We start from the raw sequence: 22,587 nt of genomic DNA on the forward strand, positions 1-22,587 counted from the left end.
CGACCCCGTCTCGTGCTGCAGGGTGAGACATCTGCGGCTGGTCAGGAGGGGGCGTGGTCTCGGGGTGTCGACCCCGTCTCGTGCTGCAGCGTGAGACGCGCTCGCCGGCGGAGCCAGCGCGGGCGGGTCAGGGGCGGCGGGCGCGGACGGCCGCGGCCACCTCGTCGAACCGTTCCCGCGACAGCGTCGCCCCGATCCGGCGCACCGTCGTCGGGTCCAGCTGCAGCACCCGGTCGACGCGCACCTCGCTCGGGCGGCCGCGCGAGTCCCAGGCGCCCGAGCCGATGTCGCACCAGTGGCGCCCCAGCGAGGCCTCCTGCTCCGCGTCGCGGTCGTGGTCCTTGCTCGTGAGGGGGAGCGCGAGCAGCAGCGCACCGTGCCGCCCCACCACCAGCACCGGGCGGTCCTTGCCCCGCGCGTGGTCCTCCTCGTAGGGCACCCACGCCCACACGACCTCGCCCGGGTCGGGGAGGTCGTCGGTCACGGGAGCATAGGTCAGGTCCGGCACCCCGTCGTAGTCCCCGGCATACGGGCTCGTCACCGGCTCACGGGCCGGCCTGGGCGAGGGGCGCTCCCCACCCGACCGTCCACGCTCCTGCTGCCCCGCGCGACGGGCCGCGTCGACGACCGCACCCGCGAGAGCGCGGGCGATCCTCCTGCCGAGTGATGCCATAGTGGGACGTTAGCGCTTGCCGAGGTCGCCGAGCCGCACCCCCACCCTCGTCGACGTCCAGGAGCACCCGTATGCCGCCCGCCAGCCCCCTCGCCGACCGCCACCAGGAGGCGTCCCGCCGTCACGCGGGGCTGGCGATCCTCGCTCTCGCCGTGGGCGGATTCGCCATCGGGACCACGGAGTTCGCGTCGATGGGCATGCTGCCCGAGGTGGCGCGCGGGATCGGCGTCGACATCCCGACCGCCGGGCACCTGGTGTCGGCGTATGCCCTGGGCGTCGTGGTGGGCGCGCCGACGCTGGCGGTGCTGGGATCGCGGCTGCCGCGCCGGCGGGTGCTGGTGGCGCTGATGGCCCTGTTCGCCGTGGCGCACCTGGCGAGCCTGCTGGTGACGAGCTACTGGCCGTTGATGCTGGTGCGGTTCGTGGCCGGGCTGCCGCACGGCGCCTACTTCGGGATCGCGTCGCTGGTCGCCGCCTCCCTGGTGGACGACCGTCGTCGCACGCAGGCCGTCTCCAACGTCCTCATGGGTCTGACCGTCGCCAACATCGTCGGCGTCCCCGCCGCGACCTGGCTGGGCCAGGTGCTCGGGTGGCAGCAGTCCTACGCGGTCGTCGGGGTCCTCGGCCTGGTCACGATGGCTGCCGTGTCGACGCTCGTGCCGCACCAGCCCGCCAACCCGACCGCGTCCGTGCGGCGCGAGTTCACGGCGCTGCGCCGCCCTCAGGTGTGGCTGGCCCTGCTGATCGGGACCGTGGGGTTCGGCGGCATGTTCTCGACCTACGCCTACATCTCGCCCACGCTGCAGGAGCTCGGCGGCTGGTCCTCGGCCGCGGTGCCGTGGATCCTCTCCCTCTACGGCCTCGGCTCCACGACCGGTGCGGCGCTGGCGGGCCGGGTGGCGCGGCACGGCATCCTGCGCGGCATCGCGGTGCTGCTGGTGCTGATCGCGATCCTGCTCGCGGTCTACGCCCTGCTCCTGCCGTATGCCGTGGTCGGGCTCGCGGCCACCTATGCCCTGGGGATGCTCCCGAGCATGCTCGTCCCGATGCTGCAGACCCGCCTGATGGACGTGGCGCACGAGGGCCAGTCCCTGGCCGCTGCGCTCAACCACTCCACGCTCAACATCGCCAATGCCCTGGGGGCCTGGCTCGGGTCGCTGGTCCTCGCGGCGGGCTGGGGCTACGCGTGGCCGAGCCGGATCGGCGTCGTGCTGGCGGTCCTGGGCCTCGCCGTCACCGCCTGGAGCGCCCTGCTCCAACGACGAACCGCCTGATCAGAGGGTCTGTCAGGGTCCTGCTGGACGACATCGAGGGTGTGGAGTGGCTCCTCCGTCGGGGCGACCGGCCGAGGGACAGCTGGCTCGGGTCGTGCCGGAGACGTGGTCTCGGCTGTGACGACGGCAGATGGGAACGAACCGAGGGTGCGGGGAGTCCGACTGGCATGACTCTCCTCCACGCCGACGTGCTGGTCATGGACCAGGTCACCAGCTTCATGAGCAACGACTTCGCCATCCGGGACCAGGCTGGTGCCCAGGTGGGCGAGATCCGCACCGAGGGGTCCGCGTTGTCGCGGATGTTCCTCGGCTCCCGCAAGCTGTCCGTCCACGACACCGACGGGTCCGTGCTGGTGCGGCTCGACGACGTGATGACGATGGGCCGCGACCGGTTCACCCTCCAGGACGGGCAGGGCTACGAGATCGGTCAGCTGGTCAAGGAGTTCACGTTCTTTCGCAAGCGCCTGACCTTGCAGCTCGTCAACGGCGAGGGGCTCGACGTGCAGGGCCAGCTCTTCGACTACGACTTCGAGATCGCGGGTCCGGGCGGCTCGGTCGCGCGGGTGTCGCGGCAGTGGCCGGGCCTGGCCGCGGGGCTCCTGGGCCGCAACCGCTACGTCGTGTCGTTCAACTCAGGGGTGCCGGTCACCCTGCGGGTCGCCGTGGTCGGGGCCGTGGTGGCGCTCGACCTGATCCGCGCCAAGGAGGAGAACTCCTCCGGCGGCTGACGTGCCGGCGGCGCCCGGGAGCTGGTCGGTGAGGTCCGTCAGCAGCGCGGCATCCTCGTCGATCGGCAGCTCGGGAGCGCCGTCGGTCGACACCGGAGCAAGGCCGCCGGGGGCGGTGCTCTCAGGGGTCGTGCTCTCAGGGGTCGTGCTCGGAGGCGTCGTGCTCGTCGTGCTCGTCGTCGTGCCGGGGCGCAGCTGGTCCCGCAGCCACCACAGGACGTGCGCGGCGCCCAGCAGCGTCACGACCGTGATCACGCCGAACGCCCACCGGTACGGCACCAGCGACACCACGACCGCACCGACGGCCAGCGACACCGCCTGCGGGACGCTCATGACGACCTCGGCGGCCATGGTCACGCGCGCCATCACGGCCTGCTCGGTCCGGCGCTGGATCAGCGTGGTGTAGGCCACGAACATCAGCGGCAGCCCGAACCCGAACACCGCCGAGGCGGCCAGCAGCACCGGGATCGTGCCGGCGAGCGCCACGACGGCCATGCTGGTCGCGAGGATCACGCAGGAGACGACGATGGTGCTGACCTCGCCGAGGTGCCGCACCGACCAGCTGCTGGCCAGCCCGCCGAGGACCGCGCCGATGCCCTGCACCATCACGACGATCGCCACGTAGGTCGCGGGCTTGCCGAACGCGTCCAGCACCGCGTAGATCCCCGACTCGGTGAACCCGACGACCAGCAGGGTGAGGCCGAGCCCGACCAGCACGTGCTTGAGGACGCGGTCGGCGACCAGGAGCCGCACCCCCGAGGTCATGGCGTCGACCAGCCCGGCCGTATGGCGCTGCGGGGCGGCCTCGTCGACCCGGATCCGCGCGATGAGGACCGCCGCGACCAGGAAGGAGACGGCGTCGACGACGGCCACGGTCCAGCCGCCCCACGCCGCGAACATCGCCGCCCCGGCGAGCGGGGCGAACAGCCGGAAGGCCTCCTTGGTGGTGGCCAGCGCCGAGTTGGCGTCGACCAGGGCCTCGTCGTCGAGGAGCTCCTTGAGCAGGCCGTTGACGCCCGCCGGCACGATGACGAAGGACAGGCCGTAGAGGACGGCGACGCCGTAGAGGATCCAGATGTCGGAGGCGTCGTCGACGACGGTGAGCGGCAGCACCGCCAGCGCCGAGGCGACGTTGGTCCAGATCAGCAGGGGCTTGCGGCGGAACCCGTCCACCCAGGCGCCGAGGAAGGGCGCGACCAGCGCGGGCACGAGCATGCACAGGTAGACGATCCCGACGCTGCCGTTCTGGCCCGTGAGGGTCTTGGCCCAGACGCCGAGGACGAGCAGCAGGACCGAGTCGCCGAGCGCCGACGTCGACAGGGCGGCATACATGAGGGGGAAGCCGGGCCGGCGGAAGACGGCGGTGGGGGACGGTGACACCCCATGACGGTAGCGGAGGGCGGCATACCGGCTGGTCGACCTGTGGGAGACTGGGTCGCTGACCGTGCCCTGTGCTCCCCGGACCCCAAGTTGAGGTAGTCGCCCCGTGTCTCCCATGGCCACCACCGCGTTGAAGCCCCACGCGACGCCACCGGAGCTGATCCGCAACTTCTGCATCATCGCGCACATCGACCACGGCAAGTCGACGCTGGCCGACCGCATGCTGCAGAAGACCGGCGTGGTCGAGGAGCGGGCGATGCGCGCGCAGTACCTCGACCGGATGGACATCGAGCGCGAGCGTGGCATCACCATCAAGTCGCAGGCCGTCCGGATGCCCTGGTCCCTGGAGAATGCCGCGGGCGAGCTGGAGACCTACTGCCTCAACATGATCGACACGCCGGGGCACGTCGACTTCACCTACGAGGTCAGCCGGTCCCTGGCCGCGTGCGAGGGTGCCGTCCTGCTCGTCGACGCGGCGCAGGGCATCGAGGCCCAGACGCTGGCCAACCTCTATCTCGCGATGGAGAACGACCTCACGATCATCCCGGTGCTCAACAAGATCGACCTGCCGGCGGCGCAGCCGGAGAAGTACGCCGCGGAGCTCGCCGGCCTCATCGGCTGCGACGAGTCCGAGGTGCTCCGGGTGTCGGGCAAGACCGGCGTCGGGGTGGAGGAGCTGCTCGACGAGATCGTGCGCCAGCTCCCGGCCCCCACGGGTGAGGCGGACAAGCCGGCCCGCGCGATGATCTTCGACTCCGTCTACGACACCTACCGCGGCGTCGTGACCTACGTCCGCGTGATCGACGGCAACCTCAACCCGCGCGAGCGGATCCAGATGATGTCGACGCGGGCCACCCACGAGCTGCTCGAGATCGGCGTCATCTCGCCCGAGCCCGCGCCCTCGGACGGTCTCGGCGTCGGCGAGGTCGGCTACCTCATCACCGGCGTCAAGGACGTCCGCCAGTCGCGCGTCGGTGACACCATCACCAACCTCGCCAAGCCGGCCTCCGAGGCCCTCGGCGGCTACCGCGACCCGCGCCCGATGGTCTTCTCCGGGCTCTACCCGATCGACGGCACGGACTACCCGCTGCTGCGCGACGCGCTCGACAAGCTCAAGCTCAACGACGCCGCCCTGGTCTACGAACCCGAGACGTCGGCGGCGCTGGGCTTCGGCTTCCGCGTCGGCTTCCTCGGGATGCTGCACCTCGAGATCGTGCGCGAGCGGCTCGAGCGGGAGTTCGGCCTGGACCTGATCTCGACGCTGCCCAACGTGGAGTACGAAGTCACGATGGACGACGGCAAGCTCGTCGAGGTGACCAACCCCAGCGAGTTCCCCGACGGCAAGATCGCCGACGTGCGCGAGCCGGTCGTGCGCGCCACGATCCTCGCCCCGAGCGACTTCATCGGCGCGATCATGGAGCTGTGCCAGTCCAAGCGCGGCACCCTGCGCGGCATGGACTACCTGTCCGAGGAACGCGTCGAGATGCGCTACACGCTGCCCCTCGCCGAGATCGTCTTCGACTTCTTCGACCAGCTGAAGTCCAAGACCCGCGGCTACGCCTCCCTGGACTACGAGCCCGACGGCGACCAGCTCGCCGACCTGGTCAAGGTCGACATCCTGCTGCAGGGCGAGCAGGTCGACGCGTTCAGCTCGATCGTGCACAAGGACAACGCCTACTCCTACGGCGTGATGATGGCCGGCAAGCTGCGCGAGCTGATCCCGCGGCAGCAGTTCGAGGTGCCGATCCAGGCCGCCATCGGCTCGCGCGTCATCGCCCGCGAGACCATCCGCGCCATCCGCAAGGACGTCCTGGCCAAGTGCTACGGCGGTGACATCAGCCGCAAGCGCAAGCTGCTCGAGAAGCAGAAGGAAGGCAAGAAGCGCATGAAGATGGTCGGCCGCGTCGAGGTGCCCCAGGAGGCCTTCATCGCCGCGCTGTCCAACGACGGCGGCGGGGACGGCAAGGCCAAGGGCAAGAAGTGACCGAGCCGCTCCCGCAGGAGGGCGACCCCGCGGAGCGCGCCTACACCGTCGGTCTCGCAGAGCCCGTGCCGCACAAGGGCGCTCGTCGGATCGTGAGCTTCGCGCGGACCGACGCCCGGTTGCAGGACAAGGACGCACGGGCCCTCGAGCGGTATGGCGACGCCTACCTGATCGAGGTGCCCCGCGACGCGGCGCGCACCGACGTGGACCCGGCCGCCCGCCTGGATCCCGCCACCGTCTGGGGCCGGGTGGCCCCGCTGGTCGTGGAGGTCGGCGCGGGATCCGGCGACGCCACCGTGGCCGGCGCGGCGGCATACCCCTACCACGACCTGCTGTCCCTGGAGGTCTATCGACCGGGGCTGTACGACACGCTGCGCAAGGTCGGCTCGCGCGAGCTGACCAACGTGCGGCTCATGGAGGCCGACGCGGTGCCGGTGTTCGAGACGCTGCTGCCGGCGGGGTCGGTGCGCGAGGTGTGGACCTTCTTCCCCGACCCCTGGCCCAAGACCAAGCACCACAAGCGGCGGATCGTGCAGCCGGCCTTCGCCTCGTTGGTGGCACGGGTCCTCGAGCCCGGCGGGCTGTGGCGGCTCGCGACGGACTGGTCCGACTACGCGGAGTCGATGCGCGAGGTGCTCGACGCGCACCCCGACTTCGAGGGCGGCGAGGTCGAGCGGTTCGACGTACGGCCGATGACCCGCTTCGAGCGGCGCGGGATCGCCGCGGGGCGCTCGATCCACGACCTGACGTACCGCCGCCGCCGCTGAGCCGGCCCGCCCGCCGCGTGCAGGGTGTGCGCTGCCTGAGCCTCCACCTGGGGACACGACCAGAGGTGACCCGTCGGGTCAGCCCTGGCGCCCACGACGGCCGTTTGATCGATCACGGTGCCCCGGCAGGTCACTTGGTGTCGGGTGCGGAGCGCGATTCGGGGGCCGAAGACGGGCGCGGGTCGGGTCGGGGCGCGGGTCGGGGGCCGAGGACTGGGCGCAGGTGCCGGGTCAGCGCACCTGGGTGAGGGCCAGGACGCAGGAGTCGCCGACGCGGCGATAGCCGACTCGCTGGTAGAGGCGGCTCGACGCGGGGGAGTCGAGGTCGGTGTAGAGCAGGCAGCGGTGGCCGGCGCGACGCTGCAGGGCGCTGACGGCGGCGACGGTGGCGGCGGCATACGCGTGGCCGCGCTGCTCGGGCGGGGCGTAGACCCAGGAGATGCGGGAGACGCCGCCGTGGGGGCGGGACGCGTGGGTCATGGCGACGGGCTCGCCGTCGACGTCCCAGACGCGCATGTCGCCGCGGGACACCCACTGCTGCAACGGGAATCGCGGCGGCGCCTCGGTCCCGGTCTCCTCGAGGTAGGCCCGCGCCCAGGTGTCGAGGAGCGGGATGTCCGACTCGCGCGCGGCACGCAGCTCGCCCGGGACGCCCTCGGGGTGGCGCGGCGGGCGGGGGAGGTCGTGCATGCCCTCGCGCCGCACCACGCGGATGTGACCGCCGGACTCGAAGGCGATCGTCTCGGCGAAGGCCAGCGCGCCCGTGACCAGCCCGCCCACGCGCTCGACGTGCAGCCCGTCGGCCAGCACGCGCCGGGCGATGGCTCGCGCGACGTGGGTGTCGACCGTCGCCACGTGGAAGGGGCGCGGTGGGGTGTGCATCGCGAGGGCGGTGACGCGGCCGTCCCGCTTGGCCCAGTACCACTGGGAGCCGGGGTAGTCCGCGGGGGACTCCAGCGCGTGGGCGAGCGTCGTGGCGACGACCGAGTGGATGACGGGGGCGGCGGCGACGCGAGGGGCCGACACCTGCTGGAAGTCGCGACCGGCGGTGGTCCGCGCCACCGTGATGCCCCTCGCCGTACCCCGCTGCATGAGGGTCACTGTGTCACGCGCGGCGAGCCGGCGCCCACCCTCAGCCGGACCGCTCGCTCGTGAAGGCGAGGGTGACGGTCTCGCCGATCCGGCGGTAGCCGAGCGCGTGGTAGATCCCGTTGCTGGTGGGGTTGGCCAGGTCGGTGAGCAGCATGCAGCGGTGGCCGTGCTCCTGCTGGTGCCGCGACCAGGCGGCGACGACGGCGCTCGCGTAGCCGTGGCCCCGGTCCGCGGGCGGGGTCCAGGCGCCGCTGATGCGGGTGACCCCACCGGACGGCTCGGTCGCGTAGCACATGGACACCGGCCGCCCGTCGACCTCCCACAGGGCCGTGCGTCCTTCGAGGACGTGCGGGGAGGGGTCGGGGGGTGGCGGCTCGCTCGGCCCGTGGGCCTCGCGGTGGAAGTCCTGCAGCCAGCCGCGGACCAGGTCGAGATCGGCGGGTATGGCGGGCCGCAGCCGTCCCGGGACGGTGAAGGGCAGGTGCGGCGGCCGGGGCAGGTCGTACATCCCCAGGTCCATCACCACGTCGGCGTCGAGGTCCTGGTCGGCGCACCACCAGTCGCTGAAGGCGAACGCCCCCTCGCGCAGCCCGCCGACGCCGTCCACCGGGCGTCCGCGCGCCGCGAGCTCACGGGCGACGCTGACGGCCAGCAGCGGCGAGGACAGCGGGAGGTGCGGCGGGTAGGGCGGCGTGTGCATGGCCACCCCGACGATGCGTCCGCCGCGCCGCAGCTCGATCCACCACGGGTCGGGGATCCGGCCCGGGTGACGCCGCGCGATGAGCACGTTGCTCGCCAGGATCGAGTGGATGACCGGCTCGGACTCCATGAAGTCCCCGGCGTCGCGGAGGAACTCGTCGGGGTCCTTGGTGATGCGGACGGTGATGGAGCTCGTGTGCGCCATGGGCCCAGCCTCGCAGGTCGAGGCGCGATGAGGTCGGAACCCTCAGGCCCACGAGACGGCGCCAGGTGCGATCGGGGCGGGGCGGGCCAGGTCAGGGTGGGACGGGGTGGGTTCAGGGGAGTGGCGCGCGCCCGGTCCGCGCGGCGATCGACACGAGGTCGGCGGCGGCGCCTCGCAGCGGGTCGCGGCGCCATACGGCCCGGAGCTGTCGCTCGAGGGTGAAGCCCTCGGTCGGCACGACCGCGAGGTGACCGTCGTGCACGGCGTCGGCGACCGCCAGCAGGCTGAGGACGGCGGGAGCGGTGCCGGTCACGGCGCTGGCCCGGACCGCGGCGTTGCTGGACAGCTCCAGGGCCGGGCCGCAGGGCTCCAGCGGTGAGAGGGCCGCGTCGAGCGCCTCGCGGGTGCCCGAGCCGCGCTCCCGGGTGACGAGCGGGGTGCCCGCGAGCTCGGCGGCGCCGACGGGGGAGGTGCGCTCCATCCACGGGTGGTCCAGGCCGATGACGAGGGCGAGCTCGTCGCGGGCCACCACGGTGCTGGGCAGGTCGTGGGGCGGCTCCGGGCCCTCCACGAAGCCCAGCTCGACCACACCCCGGCGGACCTGGTCGATCACCATCGTGGAGTTGGCCACCGTCATGCCCGCCAGCAGCCTCGGGTGGTGACGCCGCAGCTCGGTGAGCCAGGTGGGTGCCAGGTGCTCGGCCACGGTCAGCGACGCGGCGATGCGCAGCTCGGGGATGCTCTGCCCCTGCAACGCCTCGATGGCCTTCTCGAGCCGATGCGTGGACGCGAGGATCTCGCGGGCATGCTCGACGAGCATGACCCCCGCGGGGGTGAGCTGGGCGCCCTGCGGCAGGCGGACGACGACCCGCTGCCGCAGGTCGCGCTCGAGCCGCCCCACCAGGCGCGACGCGTTGGGCTGGGCCATGCCGATCGCGCGGGCGCCGGCGCCGAGGCTGCCCTCGTCGTGCACGGCGACCAGCAGCTCTAGGGCCTTGAGGTCGGGCATCACCCTGTCGTCATATCACATTGATATGACGGGGTGCAGGACTGGGGGCTGCCGCTCACCCGTCCGCCCGGCCAGGCTGGCAGCATGACCACCGCTGCCGGCCGCGCCACCCCTGCGGTCATCCCCGCCCGACACGCACGCCGCCCTCACCCCGCCCGGCGCGCACCACGTGTCCTCCGCACGGGCCCCGTGCCCGGGCTCGCCCTGTGCTCCGTCGCGGTGGTCCTCGCCCTGCTGGTCAACCACCTCGTGCCCGTGGTGTCCCCGCTCCTCGTCGCGATCCTGCTCGGCGCCGTGCTCGCCAACGCCTGGCCGCTGCCCACCGCGCTCGCGCCCGGCCTCGCCGTCGCGGCCAAGCCGCTGCTGCGCGCCGGGATCGTGCTGCTCGGGCTGCAGGTCGTCCTGGGTCAGGTCCTCGGGCTCGGCTGGGGGATGATCGCCGTCGTCGTGGCCGTGGTGGGGCTGGGGATCGCGTCGACGCTGGCCTACGGGCGCCTGCTGGGGGTCCCCGCGGGCCTCACCCTGCTGGTGGCCTGCGGCTTCTCGATCTGCGGCGCCGCGGCCGTGGCCGCCGTCGACGGGGTCGTGGACGCCGAGGAGGAGGACGTCGCGACCGCCGTCGCCCTGGTCGTCGTCTGCGGCACCCTGATGATCCCCGTCGCGCCGCTGGTCGTCACGGCCCTCGGGATGGGCCCGTATGCCGGGGGTCTGTGGGCCGGCGGCTCGATCCACGAGGTCGCCCAGGTCGTGGCGGCGGGCGGCGCTATCGGGGGAGGCGCGCTCGCGGCCGCCGTCATCGTCAAGCTCACCCGCGTGCTCATGCTCGCGCCCGTCATGGCGACCATCTCCTGGCGGCGACGCCGGGCCCTGGCGGCCGCAGGCGGACGCGCTGACGGGGGACGGCTGCCGCCGCTGGTGCCGGTGTTCGTCCTGGGGTTCGTGGCGATGGTGCTCGTGCGGTCCTTCCTGCCACTGCCGGCGCCCGTGCTCGACGGTGCTCGCCAGTTGCAGACGGTCCTGCTGACGGCGGCGATGTTCGCCCTCGGCTGCGGCGTCCGGCTCGGCCTCGTGCGCCAGGTGGGCGTCCGGCCGTTCGTCCTGGCGGCGCTGTCGACGGCGACGGTGGCGCTGGTCTGCCTCGCCGGCGTCACCCTCGCCACCTGACCGGTGGCGCCAGGTGGTTGCTCGCGGTGAGGGGGTAGGAGCCGTTCGTGCCCGCTCACGGTCCGACGGACGGGGGAGGTCAGGCGTCGATGATGTCGCCGTTGCGGGGCAGCCACGGACGACCGCCGACGGGGTGGCGGAAGGCCATGGGCAGGCCCCTCGCCTGCTCCCAGCGCGTCGACGAGCTGACCTGCAGGTGCAGGTGTGGCTGGGTGCTGTTGCCGGAGTTGCCGCACTGCGCCAGCACGTCGCCGGCCCGCACCGCGTCACCCACCGCCACCCGGATCGACCCGCGCCGCAGGTGCGCCAGGAGCACGACCGGGCCGCCGTCGCCGAGCGACAGCACCACGTGGTTGCCGGCGATCCCGGCGGCGCCCGCCCGCACGTGCCGGCCCTGCGTCAGCAGGTAGCCCACCAGCAGCAGCTGTGATCGCCGCGCCTCGTGGTCGGGTTCGCCGTCGTGCACATCGACGACGGTCCCGTCGACCGGGGCCATGACGGCGGCGCCGAACCCGTGGAAGACCTCGGGCCGCTCCGTCGCCAGGGCCGTGCGCCAGCTCCACGGGCCCGAGCGTCCGCGCGCGTCGACCGGGACGAGGTCGATCGCGTGGGACGAGCCGAACGTCTCGGTCCCGTGGCTCGGCACCCGGTCGGCCGGGCTGTTCTGCACGAGCCACCGACCCCGCACGGGGAGGTCGAGCACGGTTGTCGCTGCGGATGCGCCGTCGAGGTCCACGCGTCGAGCCTGGCACAGCCGCGCCACCTGGCGGTCGCCTGACGGGGGCGGGCGCGGTCGTCATACACAATGGGCCGTATGCCGAGCGCCCTGCCCGAAGGACTGCCCGCCCCCTCCGACGGAACGCTCCCGAGCACCGCGCTGGATCGTCTGGGGCTAGGCCCGTTCGGCATCTACGTGCATGTGCCGTTCTGCCGAGTCCGTTGCGGCTACTGCGACTTCAACACCTACACCCTGACCGAGCTCGGCACGCCGGGGGCGAGCGTCGGATCCTACGCCGACACCGTCCTGGCGGAGCTGGACCTCGCCGGGCGGGTGCTGGGCGAGGACGCGCCGGCCGTCGAGACGGTCTTCGTCGGCGGGGGCACCCCGACCATGCTCGCGGCCGAGGACCTGGCCCGGATCGTCGAGGGGATCGGCGAGCGCTTCGGCTACACCGGCGACGTCGAGATCACGACCGAGGCCAACCCCGACACCGTCGACGAGCACTACCTGGACTGGATCGCCGCTCGCGGCTTCTCGCGCGTCAGCCTCGGCATGCAGTCCGCCGTCCCGCACGTCCTGCGCACCCTCGACCGCACCCACGACCCCCTCAACGTGGAGCGTGCGGTCAAGGCCGCCCGCGCGCACGGGCTCGACGTCTCGCTCGACCTCATCTACGGCACCCCCGGCGAGTCGCTCGAGGACTGGCGCACGTCGCTGGAGACCGCGATCGCGCTGGAGCCCGACCACGTCTCGGCCTACGCCCTGGTCGTGGAGGAGGGCACCAAGATGGGTGCCCAGGTGCGGCGCGGCGAGGTCGCGCTGCCGAGCGACGACGACGAGGCCGACAAGTACGAGCTGGCCGACGGCCTCCTGCGGGCGGCGGGGTACGGGTGGTACGAGGTGTCGAACTGGGCCCGCGGCGAGGAGCACCGGTGCCGCCACAACATCGGCTACTGGAGCGACGGCGACTGGTGGGGCGCCGGCCCCGGCGCGCACAGCCACGTCGGCGGCGTCCGCTGGTGGAACGTCAAGCACCCGAGCGCCTATGCGTCGCGCCTCAACGGCGGCCAGTCCCCGGCGGCGGCGCGCGAGCTCCTCAGCGCCGAGCAGCAGTACGACGAGCGGGTGCTGCTCGGCATACGGCTCGTGGACGGGCTGCCCATCGACGACCTGGACGAGACCGGCCAGGAGGCCGTGGCGGGACTGATCGCCGACAGCCTCGTCGACGGGGGCGCGGCGCTGCGGGACCGCCACCTGGTGCTCACGCTGCGCGGACGCCTGCTGGCGGACACCGTGGTGCGGCGGCTCCTCGGCGTCTGACCTGCCCCGGCCAGGGTCTGATCAGGGTCGGATCAGGGTTGGTTCTGAGGTCCTCGAGGGATCCGACCTGGGCAGACTGGAGTCCGAAGGGTCGAGCGGCACGTCGCCGCGCCGACCACGAACCACACGGAGGGGACCATGAGCACCGACGACCAGTTCCGCAACGACCGCGAGATCCCGAGCTACCCGCAGGCCGGGCCGACCGGTCAGGGCGCGAGCCCGCAGGGTGGTTACCAGCAGGGTGGCTACCAGCAGGGTGGGTACCAGCAGGGCGGCTACCAGCAGGGCGGCTACCAGCAGGGACAGCCCGTCCACGGCAACGCCGCCCCGCTCAACCCCGAGTACGAGCGGCAGCTGGTCTGCGCGGCGCACTGGTCGCCCATCGCCTCGGTGCTGCTCGGTGGCCTCACGTTCTTCGGCCCCGTGATCGTCCTGCTCGTCGGGGGCGGGCGCAGCCGCGCGGTCCGGGAGCACGCGATCGATGCGCTGAACTTCCAGATCACCGTCTGGATCGCCACGGTGGCCGTGGTCCTGATCTCGCTGCCGCTCATGATCGTGCTGGTCGGCTTCGTCACGATCTGGTTGGCCGGCCTCCTGCCGCTGGCGGCCCTGGTCGTCCACGGGCTGGCGGCGATCAAGGTGTCGGCGGGCGAGCCCTACAGCTACCCCTTCACCTGGCGCATCATCACGTAGCAGCGCACCTTGGTGCGGTCATCGGGCTGAGGCAGCGGCCCGGCAATGGAGTTGGACGGGCCGGCGCGGTGAGCGACCATGGAGGAGCACCCCGTCCGACGCTGCTCCGGGTTGCCCCCACCGCACGTCATACGACCGGAGACCCCGCATGCATCCCGACGCCCCCGTCCAGGCGACACCACTGCCCGACGTGGACCGCTCCCGCACCCGCACGATCCTCGCCGTGCTGGTCCTCGCGACCTTCGTCGTGATCCTCAACGAGACGATCATGACCAACGCGATCCCGCGCCTCATGCGGGAGTTCGACGTGACCGCGTCCACCGCCCAGTGGCTGTCGACGGTGTTCATGCTGACCATGGCCGTGGTCATCCCCGCGTCGGGCTGGCTCATGGAGCGGCTCGCGACCCGACGCACCTTCGCCCTGGCCATGGTGCTGTTCTCGATCGGGACCGCCGCGTGCCTGCTCGCCCCCACCTTCGCGGTGCTGATCGGCGGGCGCGTCGTGCAGGCCTGCGGCACCGCGATCATGATGCCGCTGCTGATGACCACCCTGATGAACCTCGTGCCCGCCCACGAGCGCGGCAAGGTCATGGGCAACGTCACGCTCGTCATCTCGGTCGCGCCCGCCATGGGGCCGGCGGTCTCGGGGGTGCTGCTGCAGCTGGGCTCGTGGCGGCTGATCTTTGCCGTCGTGCTGCCGATCGCCATCGGTGCCCTGGTCGTCGGGCTCCGCTCCCTGGTGGACGTCGCCGAGCCGGGGCACAGCGACCTCGACCTGCCGAGCCTCGCGCTGTCCGCCGTCGGCTTCGGCGGCCTCGTCTACGGCCTCAGCGGGTTCGGCGAGGGCGCGTCCCACGGCGGGGCGTCCTCGGGCCTGCCGCCGTGGGTGTTCGTGGTCGTCGGTCTCGTCGCCATGGCCGTGTTCACGCGACGCCAGCTCGCCCTGCAGCGCAACGGCACGCCCCTGCTCGACCTGCGCACCCTGTCCCACCGCACCTTCACCATCGGCCTGGTCCTCATGGTGCTCTGCTTCATGGGCCTGATGGGCACCGTGATCCTGCTCCCCATCTACCTGCAGGAGGTGCGCGGGATGTCCTCGCTGTCCACCGGTCTGTTGATGATCCCGGGCGGCCTGGCCATGGGCCTGCTCGGCCCGCAGGTGGGCAAGGCCTACGACCGGTATGGCGCCCCCCGGCTCGTCGTCCCCGGCGCCGCCGGCCTGGTCGCGGGGCTGGTCATGCTCGCGCTGCTCGCACCCGTCGTGGCGCCCTGGGGCGTCCTCGTCCTGCACGTCCTCATCAGCGTCTCGCTGGCGCTGGTCTTCACCCCCGTGTTCACGGCGTCGCTCGGCGTCCTGCCCCCGCACCTGTATCCCCACGGCTCGGCGATCCTCGGCTCGCTGCAGCAGGTCGGGGCCGCGGCGGGCACCGCGACGACGGTGGCCGTCATGGCCTTCATGACCGCGCGTGCCAGCAGCGGTGGTGCGTCCGCGAACGACGCCCTGATGAGCGGCGTCCAGGGCGGCTTCGCGGTCGGCGCGGTGCTGGCCGTGCTGGCGCTCGGGGCGGCGACCCTGGTCCGCACCCCGCGGCCATAGGGGTCGCGAGCACGGCATACGGCCGCGACAGCCGACGCGCTCAGCGGGTGCGCAGGGCCGGCAGCTTGGTGCCCGCGACCTGCCGCTCGTCGAGCACCGAGCGGCGGAAGCGGTAGAGGCGCGCCGGCCGACCGCCCGTGCCCGAGGACACCGACCCGGTCTCCTCGACCAGGGCCTGCTGCTCGACGAGGCGGCGGAAGTTCTGCTTGTGCAGCGCCTGGCCCGCGAGCGCCTCGACGCACGACTGCAGCTCGCCGAGGGTGAACTCGGGTGGCATGAGCTCGAACACCACCGGGCGGTACTGGATCTTGGCCCGCAGCCGTGCGAGGCCCGTCGCCAGGATGCGGCGGTGGTCGCCGATCATCCGCTCCCCGGGGACCAGGTCGTCGTCCGGCAGCCGCCAGGCGCCGCGCGCCTCCGGGACCAGGCCGACCTCGTAGAGCAGCTCGTAGCGCTGCAGCGCCAGGTCGGGCAGCCAGGCGTGGCCGCCGCGGCCGAAGGTCAGGTCGCAGCGGTGCCGCCGGGCCGTGCGGTCGGCGGGTGATCCGGCGGCGCCGACCCAGTGCGTCAGCTGCGGGGCGATCACCTCGTCGACGAGGCGGGTGCCGTCCCGCTGGTCCTCCCACGGCAGCAGCGCGTAGGCGTCGTACCAGTCGGTCTCCTCGGACGTCATGGACGTCGTGGACGTCATGGACGGAGCGGACCCCGTGGCCGCGTCGCCTCCCTCGGTCGCTGCGGCGCCCTCGGCTCCGGCGGTCGTCAGGCCGAGGTAGGAGATGGAGATCCGGCGGCCACTCGTGTCGTCGAGCCCGCGGTCGTGGTCGGCGAAGGTGTACAGCTGCTCGACATACCCGAGCTGTCTGCCGGTCTGCGAGGCGACCCAGGAGCGCAGGCCGGCCTGCAGGGACGGCTGACCGGCCTCGAGGGGGCCGGCCGGGAGGGCGGGTATGCCGGGGGCGGGCGGGGGAGCCGTGAGGACGCGCGGTCGCCCGGACACGACGGCCACCACGACGGCGACCAGCTCGACGGCGAGCTGCTCCTGCTCCTCACCCACGCGTGACCTCCTGCTGGCCGCTCGCGTGCTGGTCGTCGTCGAGCGGGACGGTGACGAAGTCGATCAGCTCCTCGACGCTGGCCAGCAGGGCCGGCTCCAGATCGGCGTACGTGCGCACCGTACCCAGGATCTGCTTCCACGCCCGCGCGATGTCCGCCTGGGAACGGTGCGGCCAGCCGAGGTGCGCGCAGATCCCGTGCTTCCAGGAGGTGCCACGGGGGATGACGGGCCACTGCTCCAGGCCGAGCCGCTCGGGGCGCACCGACTGCCACACGTCGACGTAGGGGTGCCCGAGGACCTTGACGAACCGCGAGTAGCCGGGGACCCGGCGGGCCTCCTCGACGATGCGCGCCTCCTTGGTGCCGGGCACGAGGTGGTCCACGAGGACGCCCATGCGACGGTCACGGTCGGGGGCGAAGTCCTTGATGACCGCGGCCAGGTCGTCGACGCCGTCGAGCATCTCCACGACCACGCCCTCGATGCGCAGGTCGTCGCCCCAGACCTTCTCCACCAGCTCGGCGTCGTGGCGGCCTTCGACGAAGATGCGCGACCCGGTGGCGACGCGGGCGGGGGCGCCGGCGACGGCGACGGATCCGGAGGCCGTGCGCGAGGAGGCCTGGCGGGCCTCGGCGAGGCGGGCGTTGCTGCCGCTCTTGTCGGGGACCAGCGTGACCGGGCGCCCGTCGACCCAGAAGCCGGGGCCCATCTCGAAGCCCCGGGTGCGGCCCTTGCGGTCCTCCAGGTGGACGACGTGGACGCCACCGGCCTTCTCGACCCGCACCACGGCGCCGACCCAGCCGGACTCGACGTCCTCGACGACCAGGCCACGGGTGGCGGGGACCGCCTCCGAGCGCCCACGGCGGGGAGCCTTCCAGTCGCCCGAGAGGACGTCGGTGCCGTATCGGTCCGCCACGGGGGCCTCCTGCTTCTGCCTGTTGCTGGCGCGACGGGTCGTGCTCGAGACCCGCCCCGACGCGGTCGTCGGACGGTGCTGAAGGCTAGCCCGAGGACCGGCGGAGTTCGTCGTGGCGCGCCACCCGGCGTAGAATTGGCACTCGCCCCACCCGAGTGCCAACCAGCGAACGTGAGGAGGTCGACGATGAGCGACGGACGCCGCCTGCAGGTCCTGCGGGCCATCGTGCAGGACTACGTCGCGACCTCCGAGCCCGTCGGCTCCAAGGCGCTGCTCGACCGGCACCAGCTCGGCGTCAGCGCGGCGACGGTCCGCAACGACATGGCCGCGCTCGAGGAGGAGGGCCTGATCTGCGCCCCGCACACGAGCGCGGGCCGCATCCCCACCGACGCGGGCTACCGGCTCTTCGTCGACCAGCTGTCCGAGATCAAGCCGATGTCGCCGCCCGAGCGCGCGGCCATCGCCGAGTTCCTCGCGGGGTCGGTCGACCTCGACGACATCGTCGACCGCACCGTGCGGCTGCTCGCCAGCCTTACCCACCAGGTCGCGGTGATGCAGTACCCCTCGCTCACCCGGTCGTCCGTGCGGCACGTCGAGCTGGTCCCCATCGGTGGGCCGCGGCTGATGGTCGTGCTCATCGTGACGACGGGTCGGGTGGAGCAGCGCGTCGTCGACGCCGGCCGCGACCTCGGCGACGTGGACGGCGAGCGCCTCGTCTTCGACCTGCGCGGACGGCTCAACGGCCTCGCCGCGGGCCGCCCGTTCCCGGAGGTGGCGCCCGCGCTCGCCGGGCTGTCCCAGGGCTTCGAGGTGGCCGACCGCCCGGCCGTCGAGGCCGTCACCACGGCGCTGGCCGAGATCGTCGTGGAGGAGCGCGAGGAGCGGGTGGTGCTCGCCGGCACCAGTAACCTCGCCCGCCGCTCCGAAGACTTCCCGACGTCGCTGCGCCCGGTCCTCGAGGCGCTCGAGGAGCACGTCGTGCTGCTAGGCCTGATCGACGCCATGCACGACGACCCGGCCCGCCCCGCCGCGGCCGACTCGGACCTCGTCTCGGTGCGCATCGGCAGCGAGCTCTCGCACGCCGGTCTGGTGTCCACCTCGGTCGTGTCGACCGGATACGGTGCGGGGCCGGACCTCGTCGCCGGGCTCGGGGTCCTCGGCCCCACCCGCATGGACTACCCCACGACGATGGCGGCGGTGCGGGCGGTTGCGGCATACGTCTCCCGGTCCTTCGGTGGCTAGCCACCGGGCGTCGGCGGGTGCGGCGCACCCGGCCGGCTCGGCCCGCCCCGTCGTCCCCGTCCCCCCGATCGCCCCAGCACCCCACGTCACTCTCGCCAACCACTCCGTCAGGCAAGGACTTTCGTGAACGACTACTACGCAGCCCTCGGGATCGAGCGCGGCGCCAGCGCCGAAGAGATCAAGAAGGCCTACCGCCGGCTCGCGCGCAAGCTGCACCCGGACGTCAACCCCGGCCCCGAGGCCGAGGAGGAGTTCAAGCGGGTCTCGCAGGCCTACGACGTGCTCGGCGACCCCGCCAAGAAGCAGGCCTACGACATGGGCGCGGACCCCTACGCCAGCGCCGGTGCGGCGGGCTTCGGCCAGGGCTTCACGTTCAGCGACATCATGGACCAGTTCTTCGGCGCGGGGGCGGGTGGCGCGGGCGGTCGTGGACCCCGCTCGCGCGTGCGACGCGGCCAGGACGCGCTCGTGCGGGCGGACGTCGACCTGCGCACCGCGGTCTTCGGCGACACCCACGAGCTCACCCTCGACACGGCCGTCGAGTGCGGCACCTGCCACGGCGACGGCTGCCAGCCCGGCACGTCCCCGCAGACCTGCTCCTCCTGCCAGGGCCGCGGCGAGGTCCAGCAGGTCCAGCGCAGCTTCCTCGGCCAGATCATGACCTCGCGCCCCTGCGGCGTGTGCCAGGGCTACGGCACGGTGATCCCCAACCCCTGCTTCGAGTGCTCGGGGGAGGGGCGCGTGCGCACCCGCCGGTCCGTCTCCATCAAGGTCCCGGCCGGCGTCGACACCGGCACGCGGATCCAGCTGCGTGGCGAGGGCGAGGTCGGCCCGGGCGGCGGCCAGCCCGGCGACGTCTACGTCGAGATCGTCGTGACGCCGCACCCGACCTTCCAGCGCAACGGCGACGACCTGCACTGCACCCTCGACGTGCCGATGACGGCCGCGGCCCTCGGCTCGACGATCACGCTGGACACCTTCGACGGCGCCCACGACGTGCACGTGCGGCGGGGGACGCAGTCCGCCGACACCGTCACGCTCGACGACCTCGGCGTGACCCACCTTCGGGGCGGCGGTCGCGGCGACCTGGTCGTGCACCTCAACGTCTCCACGCCCACCCGCCTCGACTCCCGCCAGGAGGAGCTCCTGCGCGAGCTCTCCGAGCTGCGCGGCGAGGAGAACCCCGACGCCCACGTCACCTCCCTCGACAAGGGGCTGCTCGGCAAGCTCCGCGACGCCTTCCGCTGAGCCGATGACGGCGCCGCTGTTCCTCCTGCCCGCCGGGTCGCTCGGGTCCGTGACGCCAGGGTCGTCCGTGCTCGTGGACGGCGCCGAGGGGCGGCACGCCTCCGGGTCGTTGCGCCTGCAACCCGGCGAGCCCGTGCTGCTGTCCGACGGGAGCGGGGCCGAGGTGGCCGGGTCGGTCTCCTCGGTCGCGCCGGGAGAGATCACGGTGAGCGTCGAGACCGTATGCCGTCCTGACGCCCCCACGCCGCGCTTCGTCCTGGTGCAGGCGCTGGCCAAGGGCGATCGCGACGAGCAGGCGGTGGAGTCGGCGACCGAGCTCGGCGTCGACGAGGTCGTGCCGTGGGGTGCCGCGCGGTCGATCGTGCAGTGGCGCGGCGACCGGGCTGCCAAGGCCCACCGCAAGTGGGAGCAGGTCGTGACCGCGGCCACCAAGCAGTCCCGACGGCACCGCACCCCGGTCGTCGCCCAGCACGTCACGAGCAAGCAGCTGGCTGCACGGCTGGCCTCCACCTCGCTGGCGCTGGTGCTGCACGAGGACGCGACGACGTCGGTCAACGACGTGGAGCTGCCCTCGTCCGGTGAGGTGATGGTCGTGGTCGGCCCCGAGGGCGGGATCTCCGCCGACGAGCTGGCGGCGTTCGAGGAGGCCGGGGCGCGCGTCATACGGCTGGGGCCGCACGTGCTGCGGTCTTCCAGCGCCGGCCCGGCCGCCCTCGCGGTGCTCCTCGCACGCGCCCGCTGGTGACCTACCTCAGGTGGTCATCCGCCTGGGCTCGCACGGCAGGTCGATGTGTCCAACTCAGGCTGATCCCGGAGATCGCCGACCGCCGGTATGCCGACACGCCCGCGCGGCGTGGGCGGGTGGGTTCGGCCACCGTCATGGGTGGTGGAGTCCACCCGATCCTCACGCGTGGGTGGCGGCGAGGTATCGGGTGGGTTCGGCCACGGTCATGGGTGGTGGAGTCCACCCGATCCTCACGCGTCGGGTGGCGGTGAGGTATCGGGTGGGTTCGGCCACGGTCATGGGTGGTGGAGTCCACCCGGTCGTGAATGCGTCCGTGTTGACCGAGGTCGGCACGGCCCGTCTGGCGTCGCCGCATCCGCCTGGGTTCGTCACACCAGCCTGGTCTCGTCACATCCGCCCGGCGTGCGAAGTCGGGCTGATGAGTTCCTAAGGGGAGTCAAGTCAGTGCGGGGCTTCTAGGATTGATGGGGACGGGTCGGGATGTTGGAGCGCTGTGCGACTTCTGTGACTCCCGGCTCGTCCTTTTCTTGTGGTGCTGGGCCTTGCGGTTCTTGGTCTGTCCACGGGTCTTGCCAGGGTCGATCTGGTAGCGGTCGTTGACGATCTGACGGCCCTGGGCCGTGGTGATGGGGGTGCCGTCGGTGTCTTTGAGGATGTAGGGGCTGTTGGCGCGCCAGCAGGCCACGGCGCGCACCAGCAGGGTGCCGGCCAGGTGACAGATCGCGCTGGTGTGGTGTCGTCCGCTGTGGCGTAGTCGTTGGTACTGGCGGGCGAGCTGGGGGTCGGTCTGGCGGGCGGTGTCCGCGGCCAGGAAGGCCATCTTGCGTAGCAGCGGGTCACCGGCCTTGGTCAGCCCGCGGGCGCTGGCCTGGTTGCCGGACTGGCTGGTGATCGGGACCAGGCCGCTGTAGGCCCGGACGGCGTCCAGGCTGTGGAAGCGGGCGGGGTCGGCGATGATCGCCACGATCACGGCGGCGGTAGCGGCTCCGATGCCGGGGACCGAGGTCAGGACCTTGCCGGGGTCGGCGTCCTGGACGTGGGGGGCGATTCGAGCGTCCAGGGCAGCGATCTGGTCGTGGAGGGTGAGCAGGTCGCTGGCTTCGGCGGCGATGCTGTCGGCCAGCTCGGCGTAGTCGATCCCCTCCGGGCCCCACATCTGCACGGACTCGCGGGCCGCGGCCAGCAACGCGTCGGCGTGCGGCCTGCCCCAGTGGCCGCGGGAGTGACGGGCCAAGAAGGTCGTCAACCGGGCCGGTCCCAGCCGCAGCAGGGCGCGGGGGTCGCTGTACCGGATCAGGACCTTCGCGCCGGTCTTGGTGAAGTCGCTGCCCAGCGCGTCGTGCCAGCCCGGGCCCAACAGCTCCAGCAGGCTGTCCAGACGCATCTTGGCCTGGGTGTGCTGGGCCACCTTGCGGTCCCGGCGCCGGACCAGGCGTCGCAGCGGGTCACCGGGCCCGGCGCCGTGGTGCTCGCGTAGCTCCTCGCCGTGCAGGGACGGCAGGCGGGCCAGCAGCTGGGAGTCCAGCTTGTCATTCTTGGTGTGCTTGGACAGGTACGCGCGCAGGTCCGCGGACTGCGTGGTCGGTATCAGCACGACGCGGGCACCACGGGAGGCGAACCAGTGCTTGGGCAGGACCCACGCGTTGCGTGTGGGTTCCATCACCACCAGCAGGTCGTCGCCCGGGCCTAGCGCGATCTTGGCCCACAACCGCTCGAGCTCTTCGGGGCGGGACGTGAATTTCCACCCATGCCAGACGATCCGGCCATCGATGTCGGCCAGCGAGGCCTGATGTCTGGCTCTGCACGCCAGATCGATCCCCAGCACGTATTGCACGACGAGTCCTCCGATCACGTGTCCTGTCATTCCAGGCCCGTGTCGTCGTGGCTCACCTACACATTCGAAGTAGGGGTCGACCACAGAACGGTCGCCGCACGCTCCCGAACAAGAGACACCCCTCAGACACCGGCATGCCCGCGAGCGACCAATCATCCGCAAGAGCTCACCGAAGCGGCCCAGTGACAGACAGGACGCCCGCGGGCACCACCCAACCTAAATGTGACTACCTGAGGTAGGTCAGC

Annotated in this window: 20 protein-coding genes; 11 read left to right on the forward strand and 9 right to left on the reverse strand. The window is 72.5% G+C overall.

Annotated elements, in window-relative coordinates; all coding sequences use genetic code 11:
- Window positions 1-127: 127 nt before the first annotated feature.
- On the reverse strand, window positions 128-673 hold the full coding sequence (locus tag K313_RS0117175) for a type II toxin-antitoxin system PemK/MazF family toxin (protein WP_029212669.1): 546 nt from the start codon (window positions 671-673) through the stop codon (window positions 128-130).
- A gap of 71 nt (window positions 674-744) precedes the next feature.
- On the opposite strand from K313_RS0117175, the gene K313_RS0117180 reads away from it, so the two are divergent.
- Together K313_RS0117180 and K313_RS0117185 are read left to right on the forward strand one after the other, a co-directional pair.
- Entirely contained in the window at window positions 745-1,947 is a 1,203-nt protein-coding gene (locus K313_RS0117180) for an MFS transporter (protein WP_029212670.1), read from the forward strand.
- Window positions 1,948-2,114: 167 nt separating this feature from the next.
- On the forward strand, window positions 2,115-2,675 hold the full coding sequence (locus K313_RS0117185) for an LURP-one-related/scramblase family protein (protein ID WP_029212671.1): 561 nt from the start codon (window positions 2,115-2,117) through the stop codon (window positions 2,673-2,675).
- Here the strand turns inward: K313_RS0117185 and K313_RS21565 are convergent.
- Complete coding sequence (locus tag K313_RS21565; RefSeq protein ID WP_029212672.1) at window positions 2,580-4,055, reverse strand: MFS transporter; 1,476 nt, start codon at window positions 4,053-4,055, stop codon at window positions 2,580-2,582. The two genes, K313_RS0117185 and K313_RS21565, sit on opposite strands and share 96 nt — an antisense overlap.
- Before the next feature lie 115 nt (window positions 4,056-4,170).
- On the opposite strand from K313_RS21565, the gene lepA reads away from it, so the two are divergent.
- Window positions 4,171-6,039 carry a translation elongation factor 4 gene (lepA, locus tag K313_RS0117195; RefSeq protein WP_029212673.1) on the forward strand — a complete coding sequence of 623 codons (1,869 nt, stop codon included), beginning with the start codon at window positions 4,171-4,173 and terminating at the stop codon, window positions 6,037-6,039.
- Window positions 6,036-6,806: a tRNA (guanosine(46)-N7)-methyltransferase TrmB gene (trmB, locus tag K313_RS0117200; RefSeq protein WP_029212674.1), complete on the forward strand. Its 771-nt coding sequence runs from the start codon at window positions 6,036-6,038 to the stop codon at window positions 6,804-6,806. Before lepA ends, trmB begins: the two co-directional genes overlap by 4 nt.
- Before the next feature lie 231 nt (window positions 6,807-7,037).
- On the opposite strand, the gene K313_RS22670 is transcribed toward trmB, so the two are convergent.
- From K313_RS22670 to K313_RS0117215, 3 genes are all read right to left on the reverse strand, one after another.
- Complete coding sequence (locus K313_RS22670) at window positions 7,038-7,898, reverse strand: GNAT family N-acetyltransferase (protein WP_156911451.1); 861 nt, start codon at window positions 7,896-7,898, stop codon at window positions 7,038-7,040.
- Between the two features lie 40 nt (window positions 7,899-7,938).
- A complete protein-coding gene (locus K313_RS0117210; protein ID WP_029212676.1) occupies window positions 7,939-8,802 on the reverse strand; it encodes a GNAT family N-acetyltransferase in 864 nt (287 codons plus the stop codon).
- Between the two features lie 112 nt (window positions 8,803-8,914).
- The gene (locus K313_RS0117215) at window positions 8,915-9,811 is read right to left on the reverse strand and encodes a LysR family transcriptional regulator (protein WP_029212677.1); all 897 of its coding nucleotides are present in this window, start codon (window positions 9,809-9,811) and stop codon (window positions 8,915-8,917) included.
- Window positions 9,812-9,895: 84 nt separating this feature from the next.
- On the opposite strand from K313_RS0117215, the gene K313_RS0117220 reads away from it, so the two are divergent.
- Window positions 9,896-10,975, forward strand: a complete 1,080-nt coding sequence (locus K313_RS0117220) for a YeiH family protein (RefSeq protein WP_084412985.1) — start codon at window positions 9,896-9,898, stop codon at window positions 10,973-10,975.
- 79 nt (window positions 10,976-11,054) lie between these two features.
- On the opposite strand, the gene K313_RS0117225 is transcribed toward K313_RS0117220, so the two are convergent.
- Entirely contained in the window at window positions 11,055-11,711 is a 657-nt protein-coding gene (locus tag K313_RS0117225; protein ID WP_029212679.1) for a M23 family metallopeptidase, read from the reverse strand.
- A 78-nt stretch (window positions 11,712-11,789) separates the two neighbouring features.
- On the opposite strand from K313_RS0117225, the gene hemW reads away from it, so the two are divergent.
- From hemW to K313_RS0117240, 3 genes are all read left to right on the forward strand, one after another.
- Window positions 11,790-13,016: a radical SAM family heme chaperone HemW gene (hemW, locus tag K313_RS0117230; RefSeq protein ID WP_029212680.1), complete on the forward strand. Its 1,227-nt coding sequence runs from the start codon at window positions 11,790-11,792 to the stop codon at window positions 13,014-13,016.
- 138 nt (window positions 13,017-13,154) lie between these two features.
- Window positions 13,155-13,709: a DUF4870 domain-containing protein gene (locus K313_RS22675; RefSeq protein ID WP_029212681.1), complete on the forward strand. Its 555-nt coding sequence runs from the start codon at window positions 13,155-13,157 to the stop codon at window positions 13,707-13,709.
- A gap of 148 nt (window positions 13,710-13,857) precedes the next feature.
- On the forward strand, window positions 13,858-15,306 hold the full coding sequence (locus K313_RS0117240) for an MDR family MFS transporter (RefSeq protein ID WP_029212682.1): 1,449 nt from the start codon (window positions 13,858-13,860) through the stop codon (window positions 15,304-15,306).
- 40 nt (window positions 15,307-15,346) lie between these two features.
- Here K313_RS0117240 and K313_RS0117245 read toward each other — a convergent pair whose 3' ends face one another.
- The gene (locus K313_RS0117245) at window positions 15,347-16,360 is read right to left on the reverse strand and encodes an NUDIX hydrolase (RefSeq protein WP_029212683.1); all 1,014 of its coding nucleotides are present in this window, start codon (window positions 16,358-16,360) and stop codon (window positions 15,347-15,349) included.
- The gene (locus K313_RS0117250) at window positions 16,353-17,273 is read right to left on the reverse strand and encodes a DUF3097 domain-containing protein (protein WP_029212684.1); all 921 of its coding nucleotides are present in this window, start codon (window positions 17,271-17,273) and stop codon (window positions 16,353-16,355) included. Before K313_RS0117250 ends, K313_RS0117245 begins: the two co-directional genes overlap by 8 nt.
- Window positions 17,274-17,459: 186 nt before the next feature.
- On the opposite strand from K313_RS0117250, the gene hrcA reads away from it, so the two are divergent.
- The 3 genes from hrcA to K313_RS0117270 all read left to right on the forward strand — a co-directional run bounded on the left by hrcA (window position 17,460) and on the right by K313_RS0117270 (window position 20,508).
- Window positions 17,460-18,515, forward strand: coding sequence for a heat-inducible transcriptional repressor HrcA (gene hrcA / locus K313_RS0117260; RefSeq protein WP_029212685.1), 1,056 nt, complete (start codon window positions 17,460-17,462; stop codon window positions 18,513-18,515).
- Window positions 18,516-18,638: 123 nt separating this feature from the next.
- Window positions 18,639-19,763: a molecular chaperone DnaJ gene (dnaJ, locus tag K313_RS0117265; protein WP_029212686.1), complete on the forward strand. Its 1,125-nt coding sequence runs from the start codon at window positions 18,639-18,641 to the stop codon at window positions 19,761-19,763.
- 4 nt (window positions 19,764-19,767) lie between these two features.
- Window positions 19,768-20,508 carry a 16S rRNA (uracil(1498)-N(3))-methyltransferase gene (locus tag K313_RS0117270; protein ID WP_029212687.1) on the forward strand — a complete coding sequence of 247 codons (741 nt, stop codon included), beginning with the start codon at window positions 19,768-19,770 and terminating at the stop codon, window positions 20,506-20,508.
- Between the two features lie 436 nt (window positions 20,509-20,944).
- Here the strand turns inward: K313_RS0117270 and K313_RS0117275 are convergent, their stop codons facing one another.
- Window positions 20,945-22,342 (reverse strand): IS110 family RNA-guided transposase, encoded by a 1,398-nt coding sequence (locus K313_RS0117275; RefSeq protein WP_240483994.1) that lies wholly within the window; start codon window positions 22,340-22,342, stop codon window positions 20,945-20,947.
- Between the last annotated feature and the right edge of the window lie 245 nt (window positions 22,343-22,587).

Origin of the sequence: Arsenicicoccus bolidensis DSM 15745, assembly GCF_000426385.1 — a bacterium.
Taxonomy (GTDB): domain Bacteria; phylum Actinomycetota; class Actinomycetes; order Actinomycetales; family Dermatophilaceae; genus Arsenicicoccus; species Arsenicicoccus bolidensis.